Annotated in this window: 17 protein-coding genes; 8 read left to right on the forward strand and 9 right to left on the reverse strand. The window is 39.2% G+C overall.

Annotated elements, in window-relative coordinates:
* Positions 1 to 25 precede the first annotated feature (25 nt).
* Together rimK and KDU71_RS06520 are read right to left on the reverse strand one after the other, a co-directional pair.
* Positions 26 to 1,402: a 30S ribosomal protein S6--L-glutamate ligase gene (rimK, locus tag KDU71_RS06515; protein WP_212189112.1), complete on the reverse strand. Its 1,377-nt coding sequence runs from the start codon at positions 1,400 to 1,402 to the stop codon at positions 26 to 28.
* A 275-nt stretch (positions 1,403 to 1,677) separates the two neighbouring features.
* Positions 1,678 to 2,034: a hypothetical protein gene (locus KDU71_RS06520; protein ID WP_212189113.1), complete on the reverse strand. Its 357-nt coding sequence runs from the start codon at positions 2,032 to 2,034 to the stop codon at positions 1,678 to 1,680.
* A gap of 365 nt (positions 2,035 to 2,399) precedes the next feature.
* On the opposite strand from KDU71_RS06520, the gene KDU71_RS06525 reads away from it, so the two are divergent.
* From KDU71_RS06525 to KDU71_RS06545, 5 genes are all read left to right on the forward strand, one after another.
* Positions 2,400 to 4,406, forward strand: coding sequence for an alpha amylase C-terminal domain-containing protein (locus KDU71_RS06525; protein ID WP_212189114.1), 2,007 nt, complete (start codon positions 2,400 to 2,402; stop codon positions 4,404 to 4,406).
* Position 4,407: 1 nt separating this feature from the next.
* Positions 4,408 to 6,108, forward strand: a complete 1,701-nt coding sequence (locus KDU71_RS06530; RefSeq protein WP_212189115.1) for an alpha-amylase family glycosyl hydrolase — start codon at positions 4,408 to 4,410, stop codon at positions 6,106 to 6,108.
* 91 nt (positions 6,109 to 6,199) lie between these two features.
* Entirely contained in the window at positions 6,200 to 7,519 is a 1,320-nt protein-coding gene (locus KDU71_RS06535; protein ID WP_212189116.1) for an MFS transporter, read from the forward strand.
* A gap of 67 nt (positions 7,520 to 7,586) precedes the next feature.
* Positions 7,587 to 8,762, forward strand: coding sequence for an MFS transporter (locus tag KDU71_RS06540; RefSeq protein WP_212189117.1), 1,176 nt, complete (start codon positions 7,587 to 7,589; stop codon positions 8,760 to 8,762).
* Between the two features lie 59 nt (positions 8,763 to 8,821).
* The gene (locus KDU71_RS06545) at positions 8,822 to 9,463 is read left to right on the forward strand and encodes a GNAT family N-acetyltransferase (protein ID WP_212189118.1); all 642 of its coding nucleotides are present in this window, start codon (positions 8,822 to 8,824) and stop codon (positions 9,461 to 9,463) included.
* A gap of 21 nt (positions 9,464 to 9,484) precedes the next feature.
* Here the strand turns inward: KDU71_RS06545 and KDU71_RS06550 are convergent, their stop codons facing one another.
* The 4 genes from KDU71_RS06550 to KDU71_RS06565 all read right to left on the reverse strand — a co-directional run bounded on the left by KDU71_RS06550 (position 9,485) and on the right by KDU71_RS06565 (position 14,501).
* The gene (locus KDU71_RS06550; protein WP_212189119.1) at positions 9,485 to 10,333 is read right to left on the reverse strand and encodes a restriction endonuclease; all 849 of its coding nucleotides are present in this window, start codon (positions 10,331 to 10,333) and stop codon (positions 9,485 to 9,487) included.
* A 254-nt stretch (positions 10,334 to 10,587) separates the two neighbouring features.
* Positions 10,588 to 11,277: a DUF4377 domain-containing protein gene (locus KDU71_RS06555; protein WP_212189120.1), complete on the reverse strand. Its 690-nt coding sequence runs from the start codon at positions 11,275 to 11,277 to the stop codon at positions 10,588 to 10,590.
* 54 nt (positions 11,278 to 11,331) lie between these two features.
* Positions 11,332 to 13,716, reverse strand: coding sequence for a GumC family protein (locus tag KDU71_RS06560; protein ID WP_244828246.1), 2,385 nt, complete (start codon positions 13,714 to 13,716; stop codon positions 11,332 to 11,334).
* 5 nt (positions 13,717 to 13,721) lie between these two features.
* Positions 13,722 to 14,501: a polysaccharide biosynthesis/export family protein gene (locus tag KDU71_RS06565; RefSeq protein ID WP_212189121.1), complete on the reverse strand. Its 780-nt coding sequence runs from the start codon at positions 14,499 to 14,501 to the stop codon at positions 13,722 to 13,724.
* A gap of 373 nt (positions 14,502 to 14,874) precedes the next feature.
* Here KDU71_RS06565 and ffh point away from each other — a divergent pair, with 373 nt between their 5' ends.
* Positions 14,875 to 16,212, forward strand: coding sequence for a signal recognition particle protein (gene ffh / locus KDU71_RS06570; protein ID WP_212189122.1), 1,338 nt, complete (start codon positions 14,875 to 14,877; stop codon positions 16,210 to 16,212).
* A 10-nt stretch (positions 16,213 to 16,222) separates the two neighbouring features.
* Entirely contained in the window at positions 16,223 to 17,164 is a 942-nt protein-coding gene (gene folD, locus KDU71_RS06575; RefSeq protein ID WP_317195160.1) for a bifunctional methylenetetrahydrofolate dehydrogenase/methenyltetrahydrofolate cyclohydrolase FolD, read from the forward strand.
* Between the two features lie 190 nt (positions 17,165 to 17,354).
* Here the strand turns inward: folD and KDU71_RS06580 are convergent, their stop codons facing one another.
* Positions 17,355 to 17,543 (reverse strand): cold-shock protein, encoded by a 189-nt coding sequence (locus tag KDU71_RS06580; RefSeq protein WP_212189123.1) that lies wholly within the window; start codon positions 17,541 to 17,543, stop codon positions 17,355 to 17,357.
* 410 nt (positions 17,544 to 17,953) lie between these two features.
* Positions 17,954 to 18,085: a hypothetical protein gene (locus KDU71_RS23180; protein ID WP_262898256.1), complete on the reverse strand. Its 132-nt coding sequence runs from the start codon at positions 18,083 to 18,085 to the stop codon at positions 17,954 to 17,956.
* 251 nt (positions 18,086 to 18,336) lie between these two features.
* Here KDU71_RS23180 and KDU71_RS06585 point away from each other — a divergent pair, with 251 nt between their 5' ends.
* Entirely contained in the window at positions 18,337 to 18,714 is a 378-nt protein-coding gene (locus tag KDU71_RS06585; RefSeq protein ID WP_212189124.1) for a hypothetical protein, read from the forward strand.
* A 103-nt stretch (positions 18,715 to 18,817) separates the two neighbouring features.
* Here the strand turns inward: KDU71_RS06585 and KDU71_RS06590 are convergent, their stop codons facing one another.
* Complete coding sequence (locus KDU71_RS06590) at positions 18,818 to 19,798, reverse strand: helix-turn-helix domain-containing protein (protein WP_212189125.1); 981 nt, start codon at positions 19,796 to 19,798, stop codon at positions 18,818 to 18,820.
* Positions 19,799 to 19,825 lie beyond the last annotated feature (27 nt).

Raw genomic sequence — 19,825 nt, forward strand, 5'->3', positions numbered from 1 at the left:
ATGCATGAGCCGGCTGATATTCTCTTTAAGGTCTTGTGTATTTCAAATCTCGTTCAACCGCCTCTATCATTTTGCCGGCAATATCTTTATTGGATGCCCCCTCTATACCTTCGAGCCCTGGCGATGAGTTGACCTCCAGAAGCAGCGGCCCGTTATTGCCTCGTATAATATCTACACCAGCTACTTTCAGGTTAAGTGTTTTGGCAGCCAATATTGCAATGCGTCTTTCTTCAGGCGTTATTCTGGTGATGGAAGCGGTGCCTCCCATATGAATATTCGCCCTGAATTCGCCAGGAGCAGCTGTGCGCATAATGCTGGCCACTACTTTACCATTAACTACAAAACAGCGGATATCCTTGCCATTGGCTTCCTTTACAAATTCTTGTACAAGTATGTTGGCTCTTAAGCTTTTAAAAGCATTAATCAGGCTTTCGGCAGCTTTCTTGGTTTCTGCTAATACAACCCCTTTCCCTTGTGTGCCTTCCAGTAATTTCACAATTAGAGGAGCGCCACCAACCATCTTTATTAACTCATTAGTATCCAGCGGCGAATTGGCAAAACCAGTGGTTGGAATGGGTAAGCCATTGTTAATGAGGAGTTGTAAAGCATACAATTTATCCCTTGATTGTGTTATGGCAGAAGCCGTATTGAGTGTATAAACACCCATCGCTTCAAAGTGCCTGGTAAGTGCACAGCCATAGAAGGTTGCACTTGGTCTTATTCGTGGAATGATTGCATCAAAATTATTCAAAATACGTCCACCGCGATAGTGCATCTCCGGATTTTTACCATCCAGCTTAATGTAGCAATCTTTCAGGTTGAGGAACTCCATTTCGTGCCCGCGTTCCTGACCGGCTTCAATAATTCGCTGGTTACTGTATAAATCTGGATTGCTTGCCAACAGGCCAATTTTTAATCCTGTTGGACGCGTTATATGCGTATGGTAATAGCCCAGAAGTGTTTCTTTTGATAGCTCACCTCTGCAAAAGGATGCTTCGGGATCAACTAATATTTTGCCCGACATAGCTTGTCGGCCCAATAGCATTCTATAGCCCATCGAATCCCGGTTGGTGAGCGTCACCTCAATTTCCCATGCTTCATCGCCAAGGGATAGTATAGTTTTAATGACAAAACGTATCTCACTGGAACCGCTGGAACTCTTCACCCGACGCTTATCAAGCACTGGAGCTTCGCAATGAACCGTTGTTTTACCATCATTTTGTATTGGATGCACATCGAAGCTAATCCATGGTTCGCCATTTTTAATAAATGGGCTAATATTAACAGCATGTAGCGCTGATGTTTTAGCACCTGAATCTACCCTGGCTTTAATGCCTGGTAGATTCAATTGTGGCAGGTTGCACCATTCTTCTGAACCAACCACTATCTTTTTGTTATTCATTTAATTAACGATAAATGAGGTGATAAAATAAGTTGTAATATAATGCATAAAATCAATGTGATTTTATGGGCGCAATATATTCAACTTTCGATTGATTGTACACTCATGGTTTAGTTAAAATAAGCTAAAATTATGGGTGTATAAATATCAGTAAATGAGGGAGTGAGTGTAGTGTTTGAGTGGTTAAGGATTTGTTTATAGGGTAGAGGATGAAAAAAATCCCGCCATACTATAGCGGGATTGTGCGGCAATATATTTTCCTGTAATGTTATAAACTAGTCGTCGTCATCAGCAGCATCTATATCGTCATCTTCATCCAGATTATCCGGCAAGTAGTCTACATCACTGTGCTTATCTGCATATTCTTTCTGAACATCAGATTTTAGTTTATAATCACTGCCAAAGTCATCATCATCATCCATAATTTCAAGGGCTCTTTCGGCTGACATACGTAGCATATATATTTTTTCATCAGTTTCAAAGCGCAGTGCCGAAATCCGTTGCCCTTTACTATCATTAAACCAGATAATGTTATCATGAAATCCGTCTGGATAAACCAGTTTCAGCTGTTCTTTTAGGTCTTCAGCCAATTTCTGGTAATCCATGATTACCTTCGGTTTATTTGCAATCATAATGTAAGTTTTATCTGAGTAATTGTTACTTTTTCTACGACACTAATATAATAACTGTTTCCACATATTACCGGAATTTTTTCAATCTCGACTAATTTTTTTTGCCACTATAAAAATAGGAGATAACGCTTGCTGAATGTGAAGTATTTATGATCGAAATGAAGGATGCGAAATATTGCGGATATATAGTATGAAAGGATGCACACTGATGCATTCCTGATTGCAAAAGCCGTATTTGGTAGCTTCTTTCAATATTGAGGTTTAATTTGATGATTGATTAACACAAAAAGCCATCGAAAAAATAATATAAGTTGTATCTTTAAACATCCCTTTCAGCAATTCAAATCCTTTGAATTAAATAGTGTATGCCAAATCACATTACAGCAATTGATGCATTTCTGCAGCCATTTAGTTCGGTTATTTCTAGCCGTACAGAAGCTATCCTGAAGAAAGAGCGCCAACTCGCCAAGTCGTCGTTGTATGACTTTGCCAATGGGTATAAGTACTTTGGATTACATCCGTCAGGCGAGGACTGGATAATCAGGGAATGGGCACCTAATGCCACAGCTATTATTCTTATTGGCGAGTTTTCCGGTTGGACAGAGGAGGGACAATTCCAATTTGACAAGCTGGCCAATGGCGTGTTTGAGCTGAAAGTATCAAAGCAGATATTGCAGCATACCGATTTGTATAAGCTCATGGTTCACTGGGACGGAGGTAAAGGTGAACGCATACCAGTTTGGGCTAACAGGGTTGTTCAGGATGAAGAAACAAAATTGTTTTCGGCACAGGTGTGGCAGCCTGATATACAGTATGTGTGGCAAAATGAATCGCAAAGAAGCGCTATTGAGGTGCCTCTCATCTATGAAGCGCATGTGGGGATGGCTACCGAAAACGAAGGAGTGGGCAGTTATAGCGAGTTTATGACTGATGTGTTGCCGCGCATTAAGGAAGCAGGTTATAATACTATCCAGTTGATGGCCATCCAGGAGCATCCCTATTATGGGTCTTTCGGCTATCATGTTTCCAGTCTCTTTGCACCATCATCCCGGTTTGGTACACCTGATGAGTTAAGGGAACTGATTGATGTAGCACATGGAATGGGTATAGCTGTTATCATGGATATTGTGCATTCGCATGCTGTTAAAAATGAACTTGAAGGTATTGGTTTGTTCGATGGTTCGCCCTACCAGTTTTTTCACGACAATGAGCGCCGCGAACATGCGGCCTGGGATTCGCTTTGCTATAATTATGCCCGGCATGAAGTACTACATTTACTATTATCCAACGTTAAATATTGGTTGGAAGAGTTTCATTTTGATGGTTTTCGCTTTGATGGTGTCACCAGTATGCTATACTTGGATCATGGGCTGGAGCGCAGTTTTACGCAGTATCAAATGTACTATGATGGCGGTCAGGATGAGGATGCTATTGTCTACCTTGCTTTGGCCAATAAGCTCATTAAGCAATGTAACAGTCATGCCATTTCCATTGCTGAAGAAATGAGTGGTTATCCCGGATTGGCAACACCCATTGAGCAGGGAGGGCTAGGCTTTGATTTTCGCCTGGCTATGGGAACGCCTGATTACTGGATTAAGCTTATTAAAGAAAAGAAGGATGAAGAGTGGGGCGTTGGCAATATTTTCTATGAACTGTCGAACAAGCGGGCAGAGGAGAAAACGATCAGTTATGCCGAATCGCATGATCAGGCCCTGGTAGGTGATAAAACCATCCTGTTCAGGTTGATTGATTCAGATATGTATTGGGCTATGAGCAAAACGGATAAGAGTCTGAAAGTTGATAGAGGCATGGCTTTACATAAACTCATTCGACTGATGACATTTTGCTGTGCCGGCAATGGTTACCTTAATTTTATGGGTAATGAATTTGGTCATCCTGAGTGGATTGATTTCCCGCGTGCTGGCAACGATTGGTCCTATAAATATGCACGCCGTCAATGGAGCCTGGTTGATAACAAGGAACTCCGGTTTGAACAGCTGGATGCTTTTGATAAGGCTATGATCGCTCTTCAACGAAATGAACAGTTTATTAATGAGCCACATATCCAATGTTTAGAAGCCAATGAGCAGGATCAGGTATTAGCCATCCGGCGAAAGCATCTGTTGTTTATTTTTAACCTTCATCCCAGTCAGTCTTACACCTTCTACGGTATTTCGGCGCCAGCCGGTAAATACAACGTATTGCTCAACTCCGATGCATCGTCTTTTGGGGGTTTTAACCGAATTGATGATGGCATTGACTATTTCACCAGGCCTGAGGCACAGATGTCCAACCGGCATCGGGTGCATTTGTACCTGCCCAGTCGCACTGTATTGGTATTAAAGCACACTCCACCCAAAAGAATTTTTTGATATGGAACAGCAAAAACTAGTTATATATCAACTTTTACCCCGGTTATTTGGGAATGAAAAAGCCCATATGACCTTTAATGGCAGTCGTGGGGAGAATGGTTGCGGTAAATTTAGTGCATTAACCGATAAGGCACTTCAGGAATTTAAGAAAATGGGAATTACCCATTTGTGGTTGACAGGTGTTATTGAACATGCTGTTGTTGAGGGGTATCCGGCACATGCAATACCTCATGGTAATGAATTGATTATTAAAGGAAAGGCAGGCTCGCCCTATGCCATCAAAGACTATTACGATGTTCATCCGGATTTGGCAGAGGATGTTGACAATAGAATGGATGAGTTTGAGAGTTTACTAGCCCGTATACATGCAGCCGGCATGAAGGTGATAATTGATTTTGTCCCCAATCATTTGGCACGACAATATCATTCTGATGCCAAGCCTGATGCGCTGGAAGATTTTGGTGAACAAGATGATACATCCGTTTCTTTTAGTCAGCAAAACAATTTTTATTATTTGCCAGGCCAGGCACTTGAATTGCCCTCAGAGTTGAAAAGCAAGTTTTCGAAAGTTTCTTATAGTGAGATGCCTGCTAAAGCAACAGGTAACGACCGTTTTACGGCAACACCAAGTGTTACAGATTGGTACGAAACTGTTAAGCTGAATTACGGTGTGGATTACACGGCGGGAAATAAAAAATGTTTCAGTCCACTGCCTGACACCTGGTTAAAGATGAAGCATATTCTCAACTATTGGGTAGCCAAAGGTGTTGATGGCTTTCGCTGTGATATGGCTGAGATGGTCCCAGTCCAGTTTTGGGAATGGCTTATTGCAGAATTACGTCAGACAGCCCCCTGGCTTATTTTCATAGCGGAGGTATATAACCCAAAGTTGTATAAGTCATATATTTTGCAGGGGCAATTTGATTACCTTTATGATAAAGTGGGGCTTTACGATACTTTGATTGGTGTTATTAAAGGTGAGCAGCCAGCCACGAATATATCAAAGTGCTGGCAGCAATTAGAGGGGCTTGACAGGCATATGCTACGCTTTATGGAAAACCATGATGAACAACGATTGGCTTCGCGATTTGTAGTTGGAGAACCAAAACGTGCCATACCGGCGATGGCTGTTGCTGCTTTTATGCACCAGGGGCCAGTGATGCTGTATAATGGACAGGAGTTTGGTGAAAAAGGTGAGGGGCCTTGTGGTTTTAGTGGCGATGACGGTCGTACAAGCATTTTCGACTATTGGCACTTACCCGAACATCAGAAATGGATGAATAATGGATTGTTTGACGGCGGTTTATTATCTGATGACCAACAATATTTGCGACAGAAATATATAGATATCACTTTACTATGTGCACAGCCAGCTATAAGCCAGGGACTGTTTTATGATGTCATGTGGCAAAATAAGGACAATGTTCTATTTGATTCGCAAAAAGTATATGCTTTTATCAGGTACAGTGATACTCAGCAGCTAATTGTAGTTTGTAATTTTGATAGTTTGTCGAAGCAGATGAATGTTCAGGTGCCGGCACATGCCTTTGAAACGCTAAATATTCCCAGGCCCTCAAGATTGCATTTCACAGCATTGAATGCGGTTTTGGTATCTGATATTGGAAGCGAAGAAATAATTAATCAGGGCTTAAATATTCGTGTACCAGCCTGGGATTACCTGGTATTGGCATTTAGTTATTGATTGGTCTTGGCAGCTAATGCTGTAGTTGATAATACCATATAAGGGTGGTAATAAGCGTTAAGAATTAGCCGGTTTAAACAAAACTGCGCAGATGAAGTTTTACGCAAAAAGCTTACCTTTGCGCGCTATGAATTTATTCGGTAAACTTAATCAGCAAGAAGCCCGTACCTTTCGTTTACATCTGTTCTATAGCAGTATCGATGGCATAGTCAGTGGAGCGCTGATTCTCAATGAGTTTATTTTTATTAAATCCTTAAAAGGCTCCAATGTACAGCTGGCTTTTCTGTTCCAGTTTAGCATGGTTGTGTTTTTATTTGCCATGGTGGCCAATGAGCTGATGCGCCGTTTTTCCAATAGAAAACGGTTTTTGCGTGTTACGGGCATCATCACCCGACTGCCATTGGTGGGCTTTGCCTTTTTCCCATCAATAACTGGCGAACAAGGCTTACCCGAAATTTACCACTTGATTTTCCTTGCTGTCTTTCTCTTATTTCATACTTCAAAAATTGCAGTAGTCCCTTCCATCAACCAATATTTAAAAGGGAACTATCGGCATCAGTTATTTGGTAAACTCTTTGGTTACGCTACTACGGTAAATAAAATTGCTGTGTTAGTATCAACTTTTGCCGTGGGGGAATTGCTACATTTAAATGCCAACTCCTACAAAGTGTTTTATCCGGTTGTAGGTGTTTTGGGAGTTGTATCTGTTTATCAACTGACAAAGATTGAGTTCATACAGAAAGGCGAGCGCATTACCAAGCCCATGTGGTATGCAGTGGGTGACTCCTTTAAGCGAATATTAGCCATCGTCAAACAGAATATACCATTTCGTCATTTGGAGATAGGCTTTATGCTCTATGGCTTTGCCTGGATGAGTACCCATGCTGTGGTAACCATTTTTTACAAAGAAGCATTGGATGTTAACTATCCAACGGTGGCCTTATACAATATTATCTTTAACCTGATTGCTATCCTTTTATTGCCTTTGTTTGGAAAGCTAATAGGTAGTCGCGATCCGCGTCGTTTTGCCATTCTTACCTTTGGATCGCTAATGCTCTTTATTGTCTTTACGGCTCTGACCGAATATTTTCCTTACTATTTTGAAGTGGGCTACTACAAGATATATTACCTGTTTTTGGTCGCCCTCTTTTTCAATGGTGTTTTTACCGGCAGTATGCCCATACTATGGGGAATAGGCAGTAGCTATTTTTGTAAGCCACACGAGGCTGCTGATTACCAGTCGGTACACCTTTTTCTAACAGGGTTGAGAGCTTTGTTTGCCCCCATTATAGGTATTCAGCTATACGAATGGTTGGGCTTTAGTTTTACCTATGGCGTTGGCGTGCTGCTATTGGTGTTAGCCATTGTTTTAATGGTTCTTTCGGAAAAGCACTTTCGAAATAGTAATTAAAGAGTAGATGGGAATGGGAAGTGGGATTATAGTAATTAATGGATAAATTTAAAATAAACACGAAAGAATGTATTCAGGCAATATAACAAAGCTATATCTGATTAAAATAGCTAAATGGTTTATGCTCACCATGCCTATTATGATGCTGTTTTTTCAGGATTTAGGTTTTACCGTTGAAGAGTCGTTTCAATTAAAAGCGATTTACAGCATTGCCATTGTGATTTTTGAAATTCCGTCAGGTTACGCAGCCGATGTGCTTGGACGCAGGCGTACGCTTATTATTGGCAGTATCATGGGAACGCTTGGTTTTGCCATCTATTCCTTTACTTCGGGTTTTTACGCTTTTTTAGCTGCTGAATTGATATTGGGCATCGGACAAAGCTTTATTAGCGGAGCTGATTCCGCATTATTATATGATAGTTTAAAAGCCGATGGTCGTGAGCAGCATTACCTCAAATATGAAGGGCGTAACTTTTCAGTAGGAAACTTTAGCGAAGCGATAGCCGGCTTTTTAGGTGGTGCATTGGCTGAGATTAGTCTGCGCACACCATTTTTCTTTCAGACAGGTATCGCGTTCATTGCTATTCCGGCTGCTTTTATGCTAGTTGAACCACAATTATATACACGCACTCAAAAAGCTACCTGGAGAGATATTCTGAATGTAGTGAAGTATGCAATGGTGACCAATCGCAGCTTGCGTTACAATATCATTTACTCATCTATTATTGGCTCAGCTACCCTTACTATGGCCTGGGTGTATCCGCTTTACCTCAAGGAAATTGGGTTTAGAGAGATTCACATTGGAACTACCAGCACAGTGCTGAACCTGGTGGTGGGCATGACTACATTATTTGCGTATAAAATTGAGCAGAAGTTACGGCCAAAATCTACAGTGTGGGGAACAACACTGGTGATAACCGGTGCTTTTATTGCTGCTGGGTTATTACATTCCATCTATGTTTTGCCAGTTATGATATGTTTCTATTTCTCCAGAGGAATTGCTACCCCAGTATTGAAGGACTACATCAACAGGATTACATCATCGGACATGAGGGCTACGGTGCTGTCCATTCGAAGCTTAATCATTCGGGCCAACTTCTCTGTTTTAGCCCCCTTGTTTGGTTACATGACGGATCGCCTCACACTGAGCCAGGCATTTGTGATAATTGGGATTATTTTTACGGTGCTGACAGGTTCCAGCATCTTTTTATTCCTTCGTTCTTTGGAACGCGATGGTTCATAGGTCAGTTTTTATTAATTTGCACGAAATTAATCAGTATTCATTATTAACTAAACCTGACAATGTCTACAATTTTTCTTGATCTGCCTCTTATTGAATGGATAGGCTACGGAGCCTCTACATTGGTGTTAATATCACTTAGCCTTTCTTCCATTGTTAAACTTAGAGTTTACAACCTGATTGGTTCAGCATTATTTTCATTCTATGGTTTCTATATTGAAGCATTGCCAGTTGGGATAATGAACTTGATAATCTGTTTTTTTAATATCTATTACCTGAGGACTTTACTGTTTAAGAAAGAGATTTTTGACGGCATATGGATGACAGCAAAAGATGAGTTTGTTACCCTGTTTGTTAATCGACACATGAAGGATATTCAGCGCTTCTTTCCGGATTTCACTCCTGAATCCATAAATAATTGCCACATTCTTATGGCTATGCGCGATATGAATGTGGCGGGCGTATTTGTTACTTCACAAGCACAAGATGGTAATTCGCAAGTAGTGCTGGACTATGTAACACCTCAATATCGCGATTATAAAACAGGTAGGTACCTGCTTAAACGCTTTAATAGAGCATTTATAGATAAGGGCGTCAACCGGCTAACAAGTTCAACCCAAAATGAATCGCACATTAAATACCTGAAGAATATTGGATTCAGACCAACGGTAACAGATGATACTTATGCTCTCGAATTAAATTGAAAGTTGATGACTACTCCTTAATTATTCAATAAAATCTTTAAGCTCACGTTTGCAAGCTCTCTGATTACGGGGCTTTACCGGCAGAGAGTCACGATTAAGCAGCTTTTGATACAAATCATGGCACATTACAATACCAATGTCAAGTAATGCTTTTTTTTCTTTGTGTGTAATGGATGAAAGACAAGTGATAGGGTGTAAATTCTCCAGCTCAATCCAGTCCTTCAGGTTGCCTTTGCTAGGGTAATCCCAGCCAAGTAATGTAAGACCATAATCTCGCCCAAATTTGATAGCATCTTCTGTAAAGCGTGTATTGGTAATAATCCACCCTTGTGTATTGGTGTTTTTAAGTTGTTCATCAAAATGCCTTACCCGATTAAGATCATCGAAACGTGAACGAATATACATCGGAACTATCACGTTGGTTTTAGTCCCCTGGTAATTATGGAATTTACACTCAACAAATATGTGTTTGTGCTTGTTGATGGCTACAACATCAATTTCGTGGCGTACACTATAGCCGTTCACCAGTTTACCTACTTCCACTTTAAACCCCCTTGCTTTAAACAGCTCTCCTATAAAGTATTCAAAAGGATATCCCGAAGGGCCTAATTGCAAAACAGCCTGCTTTAGGCGGTAGTTAACAGCCGTTTTACGCTCTTGCTTTTGAAGCATCTGGTAGGCTTTTCTGTATATTTCACTGGTAAGCATACCGTCGTGTAATTCAAGGCTGATGGCTTGCAGTATTTGGTTAGCTAATGCTTCGCTGGCGCCCGAGCGAATTAGCGAACCAATAAGTTTTTGTCCTTCAAAATACACTTTCTCTCCTGATGCCTTTTCGATAAGGTAGTTGGATAACGACTTGGTGTGCATATATTGCGTTTTTGGTAAAGATAGAAGAAATATCGATGTGCGGGTCTTTGTTATCGATGATTGCAGTAATAGAAATCATGTAATGGCACCATATGAAAGGTTTCGCATGCAGATAGACATTATAACAGACAGATGTATGAATCTGAAATATGATTGCAGCTTATCATAGATGCTGTCATACGCATTCAAGCATAGGATAAGCCATTATGAAATAGACTTACTGGTAATATTTGCCACCTGCTTATAGAAGCAGATTAATCCATTCTTTTAAGTTTGATAACTACCAGATTATCACTGATTAAAAAGAGATTCTGATTGAATCTGAAATAGGCATTTACACTTTCCAAAGTCGTCAGGTAGGTATCTTCCAGATCCTGATTAGGACATATCATTTTAGTAGCTATAAGGTTTTCAAATGTTATCGCATTTGAACTTTCTGAGGTGGTGAACTGACCTCTGAAATCGTTACAGCCAGCTTTGCCAAGCAGTGTTTTTTCAGCCACATTAAGTTCCAGAGTTTGCTCGCATTGCTTCGATAGCGGGTTGATGCCGTTCAACTCAACCACGCCCCATATATCGTGCAGGTTGGTGGCTTTAGGACCATATGCTTTCGATTCGACAATTTCTATAAGTTCATAGGCTAAACTACTTGCATCGGTGGGTACATCTTTTAGTGTAGTCTCCTTTACCTTAAGAGTATATTCAATACCTGCCTCATGCGTAAAACCTTTAATGGTAGAGTAGAAGTACTCCCAATTACTTTCTGGTGTTTTTTTTACTAGCAGGCATTGCATAGGCGCAACTCCAACGCAACTCACTTTATATGGAGCGATGTAATAGGTTGAAATATGGTCTGTTTCACCACTATCTTTTTGTTTCTTATTATTCTGAAAAGAACAAGCTGTTAATGATACGAAGAGAGCTAAGTACAATAAAAGTTTCATAATAAAGACTGATTTAGTTTGGTCTAATTTACTTTATTTTTTACTTAAATACATTTATTCTTCGTAGTAGCCATAGCCATATCCGTAACCATATCCATAGCCATATCCATAGCCATATTTACTTCGTTTAACTTGCAGGTCATTAATTAAGATACCCACATTGGATATATCTTCTTCGTGCATGTTTTTAATGGTTTGCGCAAGTACAGACTTAATGGTATGCTGTTGCCTAACCAGGAAGATGAGCGTGTCAGTATGTCTGGCTAATAAATAAGGATCAGATACAATGCCCATTGGCGGCGTGTCAATGATAATGATATCAAATTCAGATTTTAATTTATTCAATAGTTCTCTGGTCTTTTCAGAGCTGATTAGTTCCGATGGGTTAGGTGGTATATTGCCTGTAGGGACAATTATCAAATTGTCCTGTCCCGAATCAAATAGAATCTCTTCGTAGCTTACTTTACCTATCAGATAGTTTGATATACCCATTCTGCCATTTACGTCAAAAATCTTGTTCAAGCCGGGCTTACGAAGGTCAAAACCTAATAGAGCTGTTTTCTTGCCACTTAATGCAAATGCCGCAGCCATGTTAAGTGCACAAAATGTTTTTCCTTCCCCAGGCATAGATGACGAAACGCCTATTATTGGTGAGCTTATTCCTTTATTCATAAATTCAATACGTGTTCTAACACGACGGAATGTTTCGGTAACAACCGATTTCGGATGAGCACTAACGACGTTACTCTCATCATTCTTGTTATGAATAATGTTTCCTACTACAGGCAAGGAAGTGATGCGTTCGACATCCTCGATATCAATTATTTTATTATTCAGGATTTGGCGTAGTGCCAGAAATACCAATGGAATTAATACACCTAAAAGTAGAGCCTTCTTTTTATTACCTGCTGTATCCGGAGAAATTTGCCCTGCATATCTTGCGCTTTCAAGCACCTGATGGTCGGGTGTGTTTGAGGCTTTTTGAATTTGGGCTTCGGATTGCTTTCTTAACAAATAAGTGTATACTTCATTGCTGAGCTCAAACTTTCTTTCGATGCCCAATAGTCTTCGCTCCGTTTCGGGCAAGCTGTTAAGGGCTTGTTCATTGGTGTTTTTATCCTGCACGAGACGAGCCTTGTTTTCTTCCAATATGCTTAACTGGCTGCCTATTGTTTTTAGTAATGTTTTACGGGCAATCTCAATCTGGTTTTCAATATCCCGATTGGTAAGGTTCAATTCTTCGCCATAGGAACTTATAACCGTAAGACGCTGAGAATTGAGTTCCATTATGGATTTTATTTGCTCACTTAATAACGTGTTTTCTGTTTCGTACATGGCAGGTGCAAGCACGTTTTCACTGTCAATGGTATTGGCAAAATAATTGCGCAAATACAAATAGTAGCTGCGTTTGATTTCTATTTCGGTTAGTTTTTGCTCAATTTCCTGCATACTGCCAAAAAGGAACTCAGCTTTGGCTGAAACACTCTGGATGCGGTTGTTGGTTCTGAACTGACTAAGCTCAGTCCCGGTCAACTGCAATGTATCGGCAATAACCACTAATTGCTGACTGATAAAATCAATTGTATTTGTTGCAATTAGGTTTTTTTGTCTAAGGTTATTGGCAATAAACACTTCGGCAAGTTTATTTAAGAATACGATGTTTTTTGAATTGTTTTTGCCGGTAACTGATACCCTGATTATGGATGAACCTTCGTTTGGTAACTGTGCATGTAATTGGCCTTTAAACTGTCCTGCCAATTGACGGGGGTGATTAAAAATAAAGTATTGTTCAATTTTAGAACTGTAGTTTTCAACTCGGGGTACAATAGTAAACGATGCCCAAGGAGTAATCAATTGTTCGTTATAGTTGATGGTAGCCTCAAATTGAATTGGCCCTGTTGAACCTTTTGCTTCAGGATTACTGTAAACGACCGTACTGGCTGGCACCTCTGTGTTAACAGTTACTTTGCATTGCGTCCTGTTAATGGGGGTAATGTAAATGGGAATATTCTGAAGTTGAGGATGTGTTGAATCGAACTGCACATGGTAATTGGCATTTCTGTACATTTCTGTATTTTTTAATCGTCCCTCAGCAAAATAACTAACGTGAAAGTCCAGCTTATCAATTGTTTGCTGAATAACATCCCACGATGTCAGAATGGCAATCTGGTTATCAACGCTCCTTTGTCCGGGTGTTAAACCAAAGCCTTGCATAATGTCATTCTTAGGCATCACATCGCCTCGTTCTTCCATTAAAAGTGTAATAGTGGCTCGGTATACAGGATGTATATAGCGATGAATCATAAATACTGTAAACAGGCTGATAGGCACAGTAATGGCGAATAACCACCAGTAACGCATTAAGTCCTGAATAAAGCGCTTTATGTCAATATTAAATAACGAAGTATTGGCTTGGGAATGTTGGTTTTCCAGCGACATAGAGTTTAATTAATAACTGTTTGTAGGGTTAAGTATAGTGCAAGTAAGGTAGTTATTATTCCAATGGAGAAAGATTCTCCTATGCCAAATTGCTTGGCTTTCATCGGACGAACATATAGCATGTCGTTGGGATAGATATAATAATACTCTGAATTGATGATGTTTTTATCTGTCAGGTCAATTTCATAAGTAACAGGTCCTTCTGGCATTTGCCTTACTAATTGTAGCTTTCGCTGTTTACCAAATGGTGTGATACCACCAGCTTGTGCTACGGCTTCAAATATGGTTATTTGTTCGCGCTGCATGGTTTGTACGCCTTGATTTCGGAATTCACCCAGTGCTGTAAAAGTGTTGGAGGCCAACCTGAAAGTGAGGTTATACTCCTTTAAAAACGGTTTTAAGGCGTCCTGCACTTTTGCTTTACCCATTTTTACATTACAGCCATCCAGGTTAATAAGTCCAACATAAGGAAAATCGATGTTCATCGAATCATCTATCTGGTAGTAAAAGAAGTTTTGGTTGCGCTGCATATTGCCCGAATTGCTGGCATTTTGATTGAAAAACTCCGATATCTTAGGATCGGGCGTTGACACATTAATAAATAGATAGTCATTGGGCTGCAGAAAATATTTATCAGTAATATTATCGAGTGGATTATAAGGATTTTCGTATTTTTTTTCAGTGCTTTTATCCTGAAGCAAAACATATTCCTTCTGAGGGATACATCCGGTAAATAATGATGCAGCAACTGCTAAACAGCCTAAATAAATTTTTAGGTTTTTCATAGGGTTGATTTGAGCGACGTTTTTCAGATTAATCATTTGGTACTGTCGTGAATAGTCTACCTTTTAAAAGTAGAAAAAAGAACTTGTATAAAATATTCTAGCAACAAAAATATACTTTTATTCTTTATTGTTAATCCCAATTAATGGTATGTAAGATTTAAATTATGGAGAAAGGTATTTAAGCTTATATCAAAGAGAGAAACATGGGTGTTTGTTAAATGGTTGTTTTTGAGAGTTATGTAAATGAATAGCCTAAAGTTTGTTAAACCAAGTAATTTGCTTACCAATTAATTCTTTTGAGTTATAAATAAAATCTATCAACTATCTCTTATAATTTTTTAATTTTGCAGCAAATTTATAAATAGTAACAGGAATGTTTGAGAATCTAAGCGAAAGGCTCGAGAAGTCATTTAAGCTATTGAAAGGTGAAAGTAAAATCACCGAACTGAATATTGCCGAGACACTAAAAGATATACGTCGTGCATTATTGGATGCTGATGTTAACTATAAAACTGCCAAAACCTTTACCGAAACAGTTAAGCAAAAGGCCATGGGCCAAAATGTGCTAAATGCTGTTAAGCCGGGTGAGATGATGGTAAAGCTGGTTCACGATGAACTGGCTGTATTGATGGGGGGAACTTCTACCGACATCAACCTCAAGGGTAGTCCAAGTATTATTTTGATTGCCGGTTTACAAGGTTCTGGTAAAACAACATTTACCGGTAAACTGGCTAATCTCTTAAAAACAAAACGCAGTAAGAATCCTCTATTAGTTGCTGGTGACGTTTATCGTCCGGCAGCTATTAACCAGTTACAGGTACTGGGTGAGCAAATTGGCACTACCGTTTATACAGAAGAGGGCTGTAAAGATCCTGTAAAGCTGGCCAAAGATGGTATTGCAGTGGCTAAAAAGGGTGCCCATGATGTGGTAATAATTGATACCGCGGGTCGTTTAGCCATTGACGAGCAGATGATGGAGGAGATTTCAGCAGTTAAGAAAGCTGTTAATCCAGATGAGATTCTGTTTGTAGTTGACTCCATGACCGGACAGGATGCTGTTAATACAGCAAAAGAGTTTAACGATCGCCTAGACTTTGATGGAGTAGTGTTAACAAAGCTTGATGGTGATACCCGAGGTGGTGCTGCCCTTTCCATTCGAAGTGTGGTTGACAAACCCATTAAGTTTGTTGGTACGGGTGAGAAGATGGAAGCACTGGATGTGTTTCACCCTAACCGTATGGCCGACCGTATCTTGGGTATGGGTGATATTGTTTCACTTGTAGAGCGTGCCCAAGAACAATATGATGAAGAGGAAGCCAGAAAGCTGCAGAAGAAGATAGCCAAAAACCAGTTCAATTTTGATGATTTTCTGAAACAGATTCAGCAAATCAAAAAGATGGGTAATCTGAAGGATTTGGCAGCAATGATTCCAGGAATGGGTAAGATGCTTAAAAATATTGATTTTGATGATGATGCTTTCAAAGGTATCGAAGCAATTATTCGTTCAATGACACCGGCCGAACGCGAACAGCCATCTATTATTGATGGAAGTCGTAAAAAGCGAATCGCGGCTGGTAGTGGAACAACCATACAGGAAGTTAATCGACTCATTAAGCAATTTGATGATACCCGGAAGGTGATGAAGATGATGACCACGGGTAATAAAATGGGCAAGATGATGGGTAAGATGCCAATAGGTAAACGCCGATAAATAAAGAACTTTGGAAAAAGAAGCACGCTTGTGCTTCTTTTTTTATATACAAACCCGAAAAATGATAACCATGCAACTGATTGATGGAAAATTAACATCTAAAGAAGTACGTAAGGAAATTGCTGCTGAAGTAGAAGCTATTAAAGCTAAAGGAGGCAAAATACCTCATTTGGCTGCCATACTTGTTGGGCATGATGGTGGCAGTGAATCATATGTATCTGGAAAAATGAAAGCCTGTGAAGAAGTGGGCTTCAAATCCAGCTTAATACGTTATGAAGATGATGTAGCCGAAGAAACGCTGTTAGCCAAAGTAAAAGAGCTGAATAATGATCCTGATATTGATGGATTTATAGTGCAGTTGCCACTTCCAAAACATATTAATGAAGATAAAGTGAATGAAACCATTGATCCGCGTAAAGATGTAGATGGATTTCATCCTGTTAATGTTGGTCGCATGACTATCGGTATGCCAGCATTCATTTCTGCCACACCTCAAGGTATTATGGAGTTGCTGAAACGTCACGATATCGAGACATCTGGTAAGCATGTAGTGGTTATTGGACGTAGTAACATTGTTGGTCGTCCTATGAGTGTTTTATTATCTCAAAAAGGCAATCCTGGTAACGCTACTGTTACAGTGGCACACAGCCGCACCGCCAACCTTAAAGAGTTGTGTCTTCAGGCCGATATTATTATTGCTGCCATTGGTTCACCGGGTTTTGTTAAAGGTGATATGGTGAAAGAAGGAGCAGTTGTAATTGATGTGGGTACAACACGCGTAGAAGCGCCTGATACAAAATCCGGATGGCGTTTAAAAGGTGATGTATTATTTGATGAAGTGGCCCCGAAATGTTCATATATTACACCAGTACCTGGAGGTGTTGGTCCTATGACCATTACCTCGTTAATCATTAACACCTTGAAATCAGCTAAGAAGGAGATTTATAGTTAAGAAACTTATCCAATATAAATGGGGGAGGCTGATAGTTTGACTATCAGCTTTTTTTATATATGTTGTGGATGATAAAACAGCGACATTGATTAATAACTTCCATACGTTGAATTTATTATCAAACCATAAAAAAGAGGATAACCATAATGGTTATCCTCTTTTAAAGGTACAGTAATAAAAACTTATATAGTTATACAACTTTCACATTTACAGCATTTAAGCCTTTTTTACCTTCTTGCAGATCAAATTCTACCTCGTCACCTTCACGAATTTCATCAATTAATCCAGTAACGTGTACAAAGTGTTCTTTGCCATTTTCTTCAGTGATAAAGCCAAAACCTTTTGAGTCATTGAAGAATTTTACTTTTCCTTTATTCATCTTATTTTGTTGAAATTATAATATGACAACAAACATACATTAATAAACTTAGTTTCAATCGCATTTAATGAAATAGTATATTAAAATACAATAATTAACAATCGATGGCTATTGGAAGGAAAAGTTACCTAGGGAGAAAGTCTTATGCATTATCACATAGGTATTTGGGAATAACAACCAAATCATTTTGCGGTAAAGTTCAAATTCATCGAAAGTTAATATTTTGTGATGGCTGAGCATGTGATTTTCCATTATACCTATTAAGGTATTGTTAATGTTGTGGGGTGTACGCCACACTAATTGCCTGAATTGTAAACTATATCTTTTAAAATTACCTAATAATTTGGGTAGTAAATATACAAGGTGAAGCATATTGCCTCATTCCATTCTGTTTTGGATAATAAAACTTCTCATTCTGCATCGAAATAGTCAATGATATCAATAATTGAAACTTCATTAGGGGGCAGTTCAAAGATGAAATCATCCAGGGGTTCTGCATCAATAGTTGACCAAAAGCTTAATAGTGTTAGTAATAGTATCATGACTTTATAGTTTGATTTAGTGCAAACATAGCTATCAAAGGTCAGGCTCAATATTTCTAATAGCTCTATCGCTGCTCTTGATAGCTCAAATTAAATTGAGAAAGCTATCTATCTGTTATTTAGTCTCTAACAGCTTTGGTTGGAGTGTGGACCATTAAGAGTAATGGAAGAACTAACAAGAGCAATTTATGAAATGAAGAGCGTGCATCTTTGCATCGTAATCAAAAATTAAACACGAAAATTATTTAGTCATGAAAAATTTAAGATCGGTTTTTTTATTAGGAGTTTTGGCAGTAGTAATGAGTTTAACCTCATGTAGTAAGGATGAAGTAACTCCGCAAGGACCACAGGTTGTGGTGCCTGAAGGTACTCAGGAGGTAGCAATTGGTGATTCAAAAGAGCTAATGTTTAAGATTAATGTACCAGGAGGCTTTGCATCAGCTACTATTGAAACAGCTGGAGGTGAGTTTGCAGTTCCGGCCAACCTTGAACAAGGTGCAGTGTCAGGTGAAATAACAGGTATGTTCGTTGCAGGAGACGAAGTTGGGCCTGGGGCAGTTACACTAACAGTTATTGATGCTAATGGTAAATCGGCTATGGGTACACATTCATTAGAAATTATTGAATAGTTCATTCCGGAGCGGAATCAAAGTATTTCGTGACTCGTTTATAAAGGCTGTTCTGCATTAAGCGGGATGGCCTTTTTTATTTCCCGTAAGAGCTTAGTTACGCTTAGTTTATTTTAACCACATCACGGGGGGAGATGCCTTTTAGTTTCTTAAACATCTCAGAAAATTTAGAAAGATTACTGTAGCCCAAATCATAGCCAACTTCCGATACAGTAAATTTTCCAGACTTAAGTCGCCTATAGGCTTCATCAATTTTGGCATTCGTATAGTAGTGCGTAATAGAACAATTAAAAAGTGTTTTAAAATCACGTTTAAGCTTTGAAACACTCACACCATACGTTTCAGCCAACTTTTCAACGGTAGCACGTTCCTCAAAGCTGGTTGACAATTTCTGTTTGATACTTTGAAGGCGAGAGTAGTCTTCAATGTGCAGGCCATGAAGTTCATCCTGACTATTGAGTTTTTCGAGATTTGTAGCAAGAATGGTGAACGACTCAATAGCCCTTGAAACAATTAGTGCTCTTCTATTTTTATCAAGAGTTTGAAAATGAAGGATATCCTTTAATAATCGCTCACTTTCCTGAGATAAGTTTGTGTGAAAGGCAACCCCGGCCTGCTCCTTAAATAACGTGGTAATAGAATTGAGTGCATTGCTCATAATACTATTACGTATACTTAAATCAAACTTAAATCCAATTATTTTTAGGTTTGAGTTGGCAGGTATTTCAACAGTTATTGGAAACAAAGCATCGTATACAAAAACACCATTTTGTGTTCCATATTGCATCTGGGTCATCTCTTGTTCAAATTTCTGCTGGTATATCCCTTCTTTAATCACGTTAAGGTGGATGAAGTTGGGGTTATTATCTGGTGTTCGGTGAAAAACAATATCTTCAGGACTATCAACATTTAATAGCAGTAACTCAAACCCATTAAATATTAGAATAGCTTCAACATAAATCCGTAAGCGTCCTCGTTCAATATATATTTTGTTGTCTTCTATGTCGCCGCCATACTCTTTTTGTAGCCCCTTAACGTAATCAATGGCATGGCCTTCCTGAAAATAGATGTGTTTGGTTGACATATTGGTTTAGGTTTGGATGTTACATAT

It is taken from the genome of Carboxylicivirga sediminis (genome assembly GCF_018156225.1).
GTDB lineage: Bacteria > Bacteroidota > Bacteroidia > Bacteroidales > Marinilabiliaceae > Carboxylicivirga > Carboxylicivirga sediminis.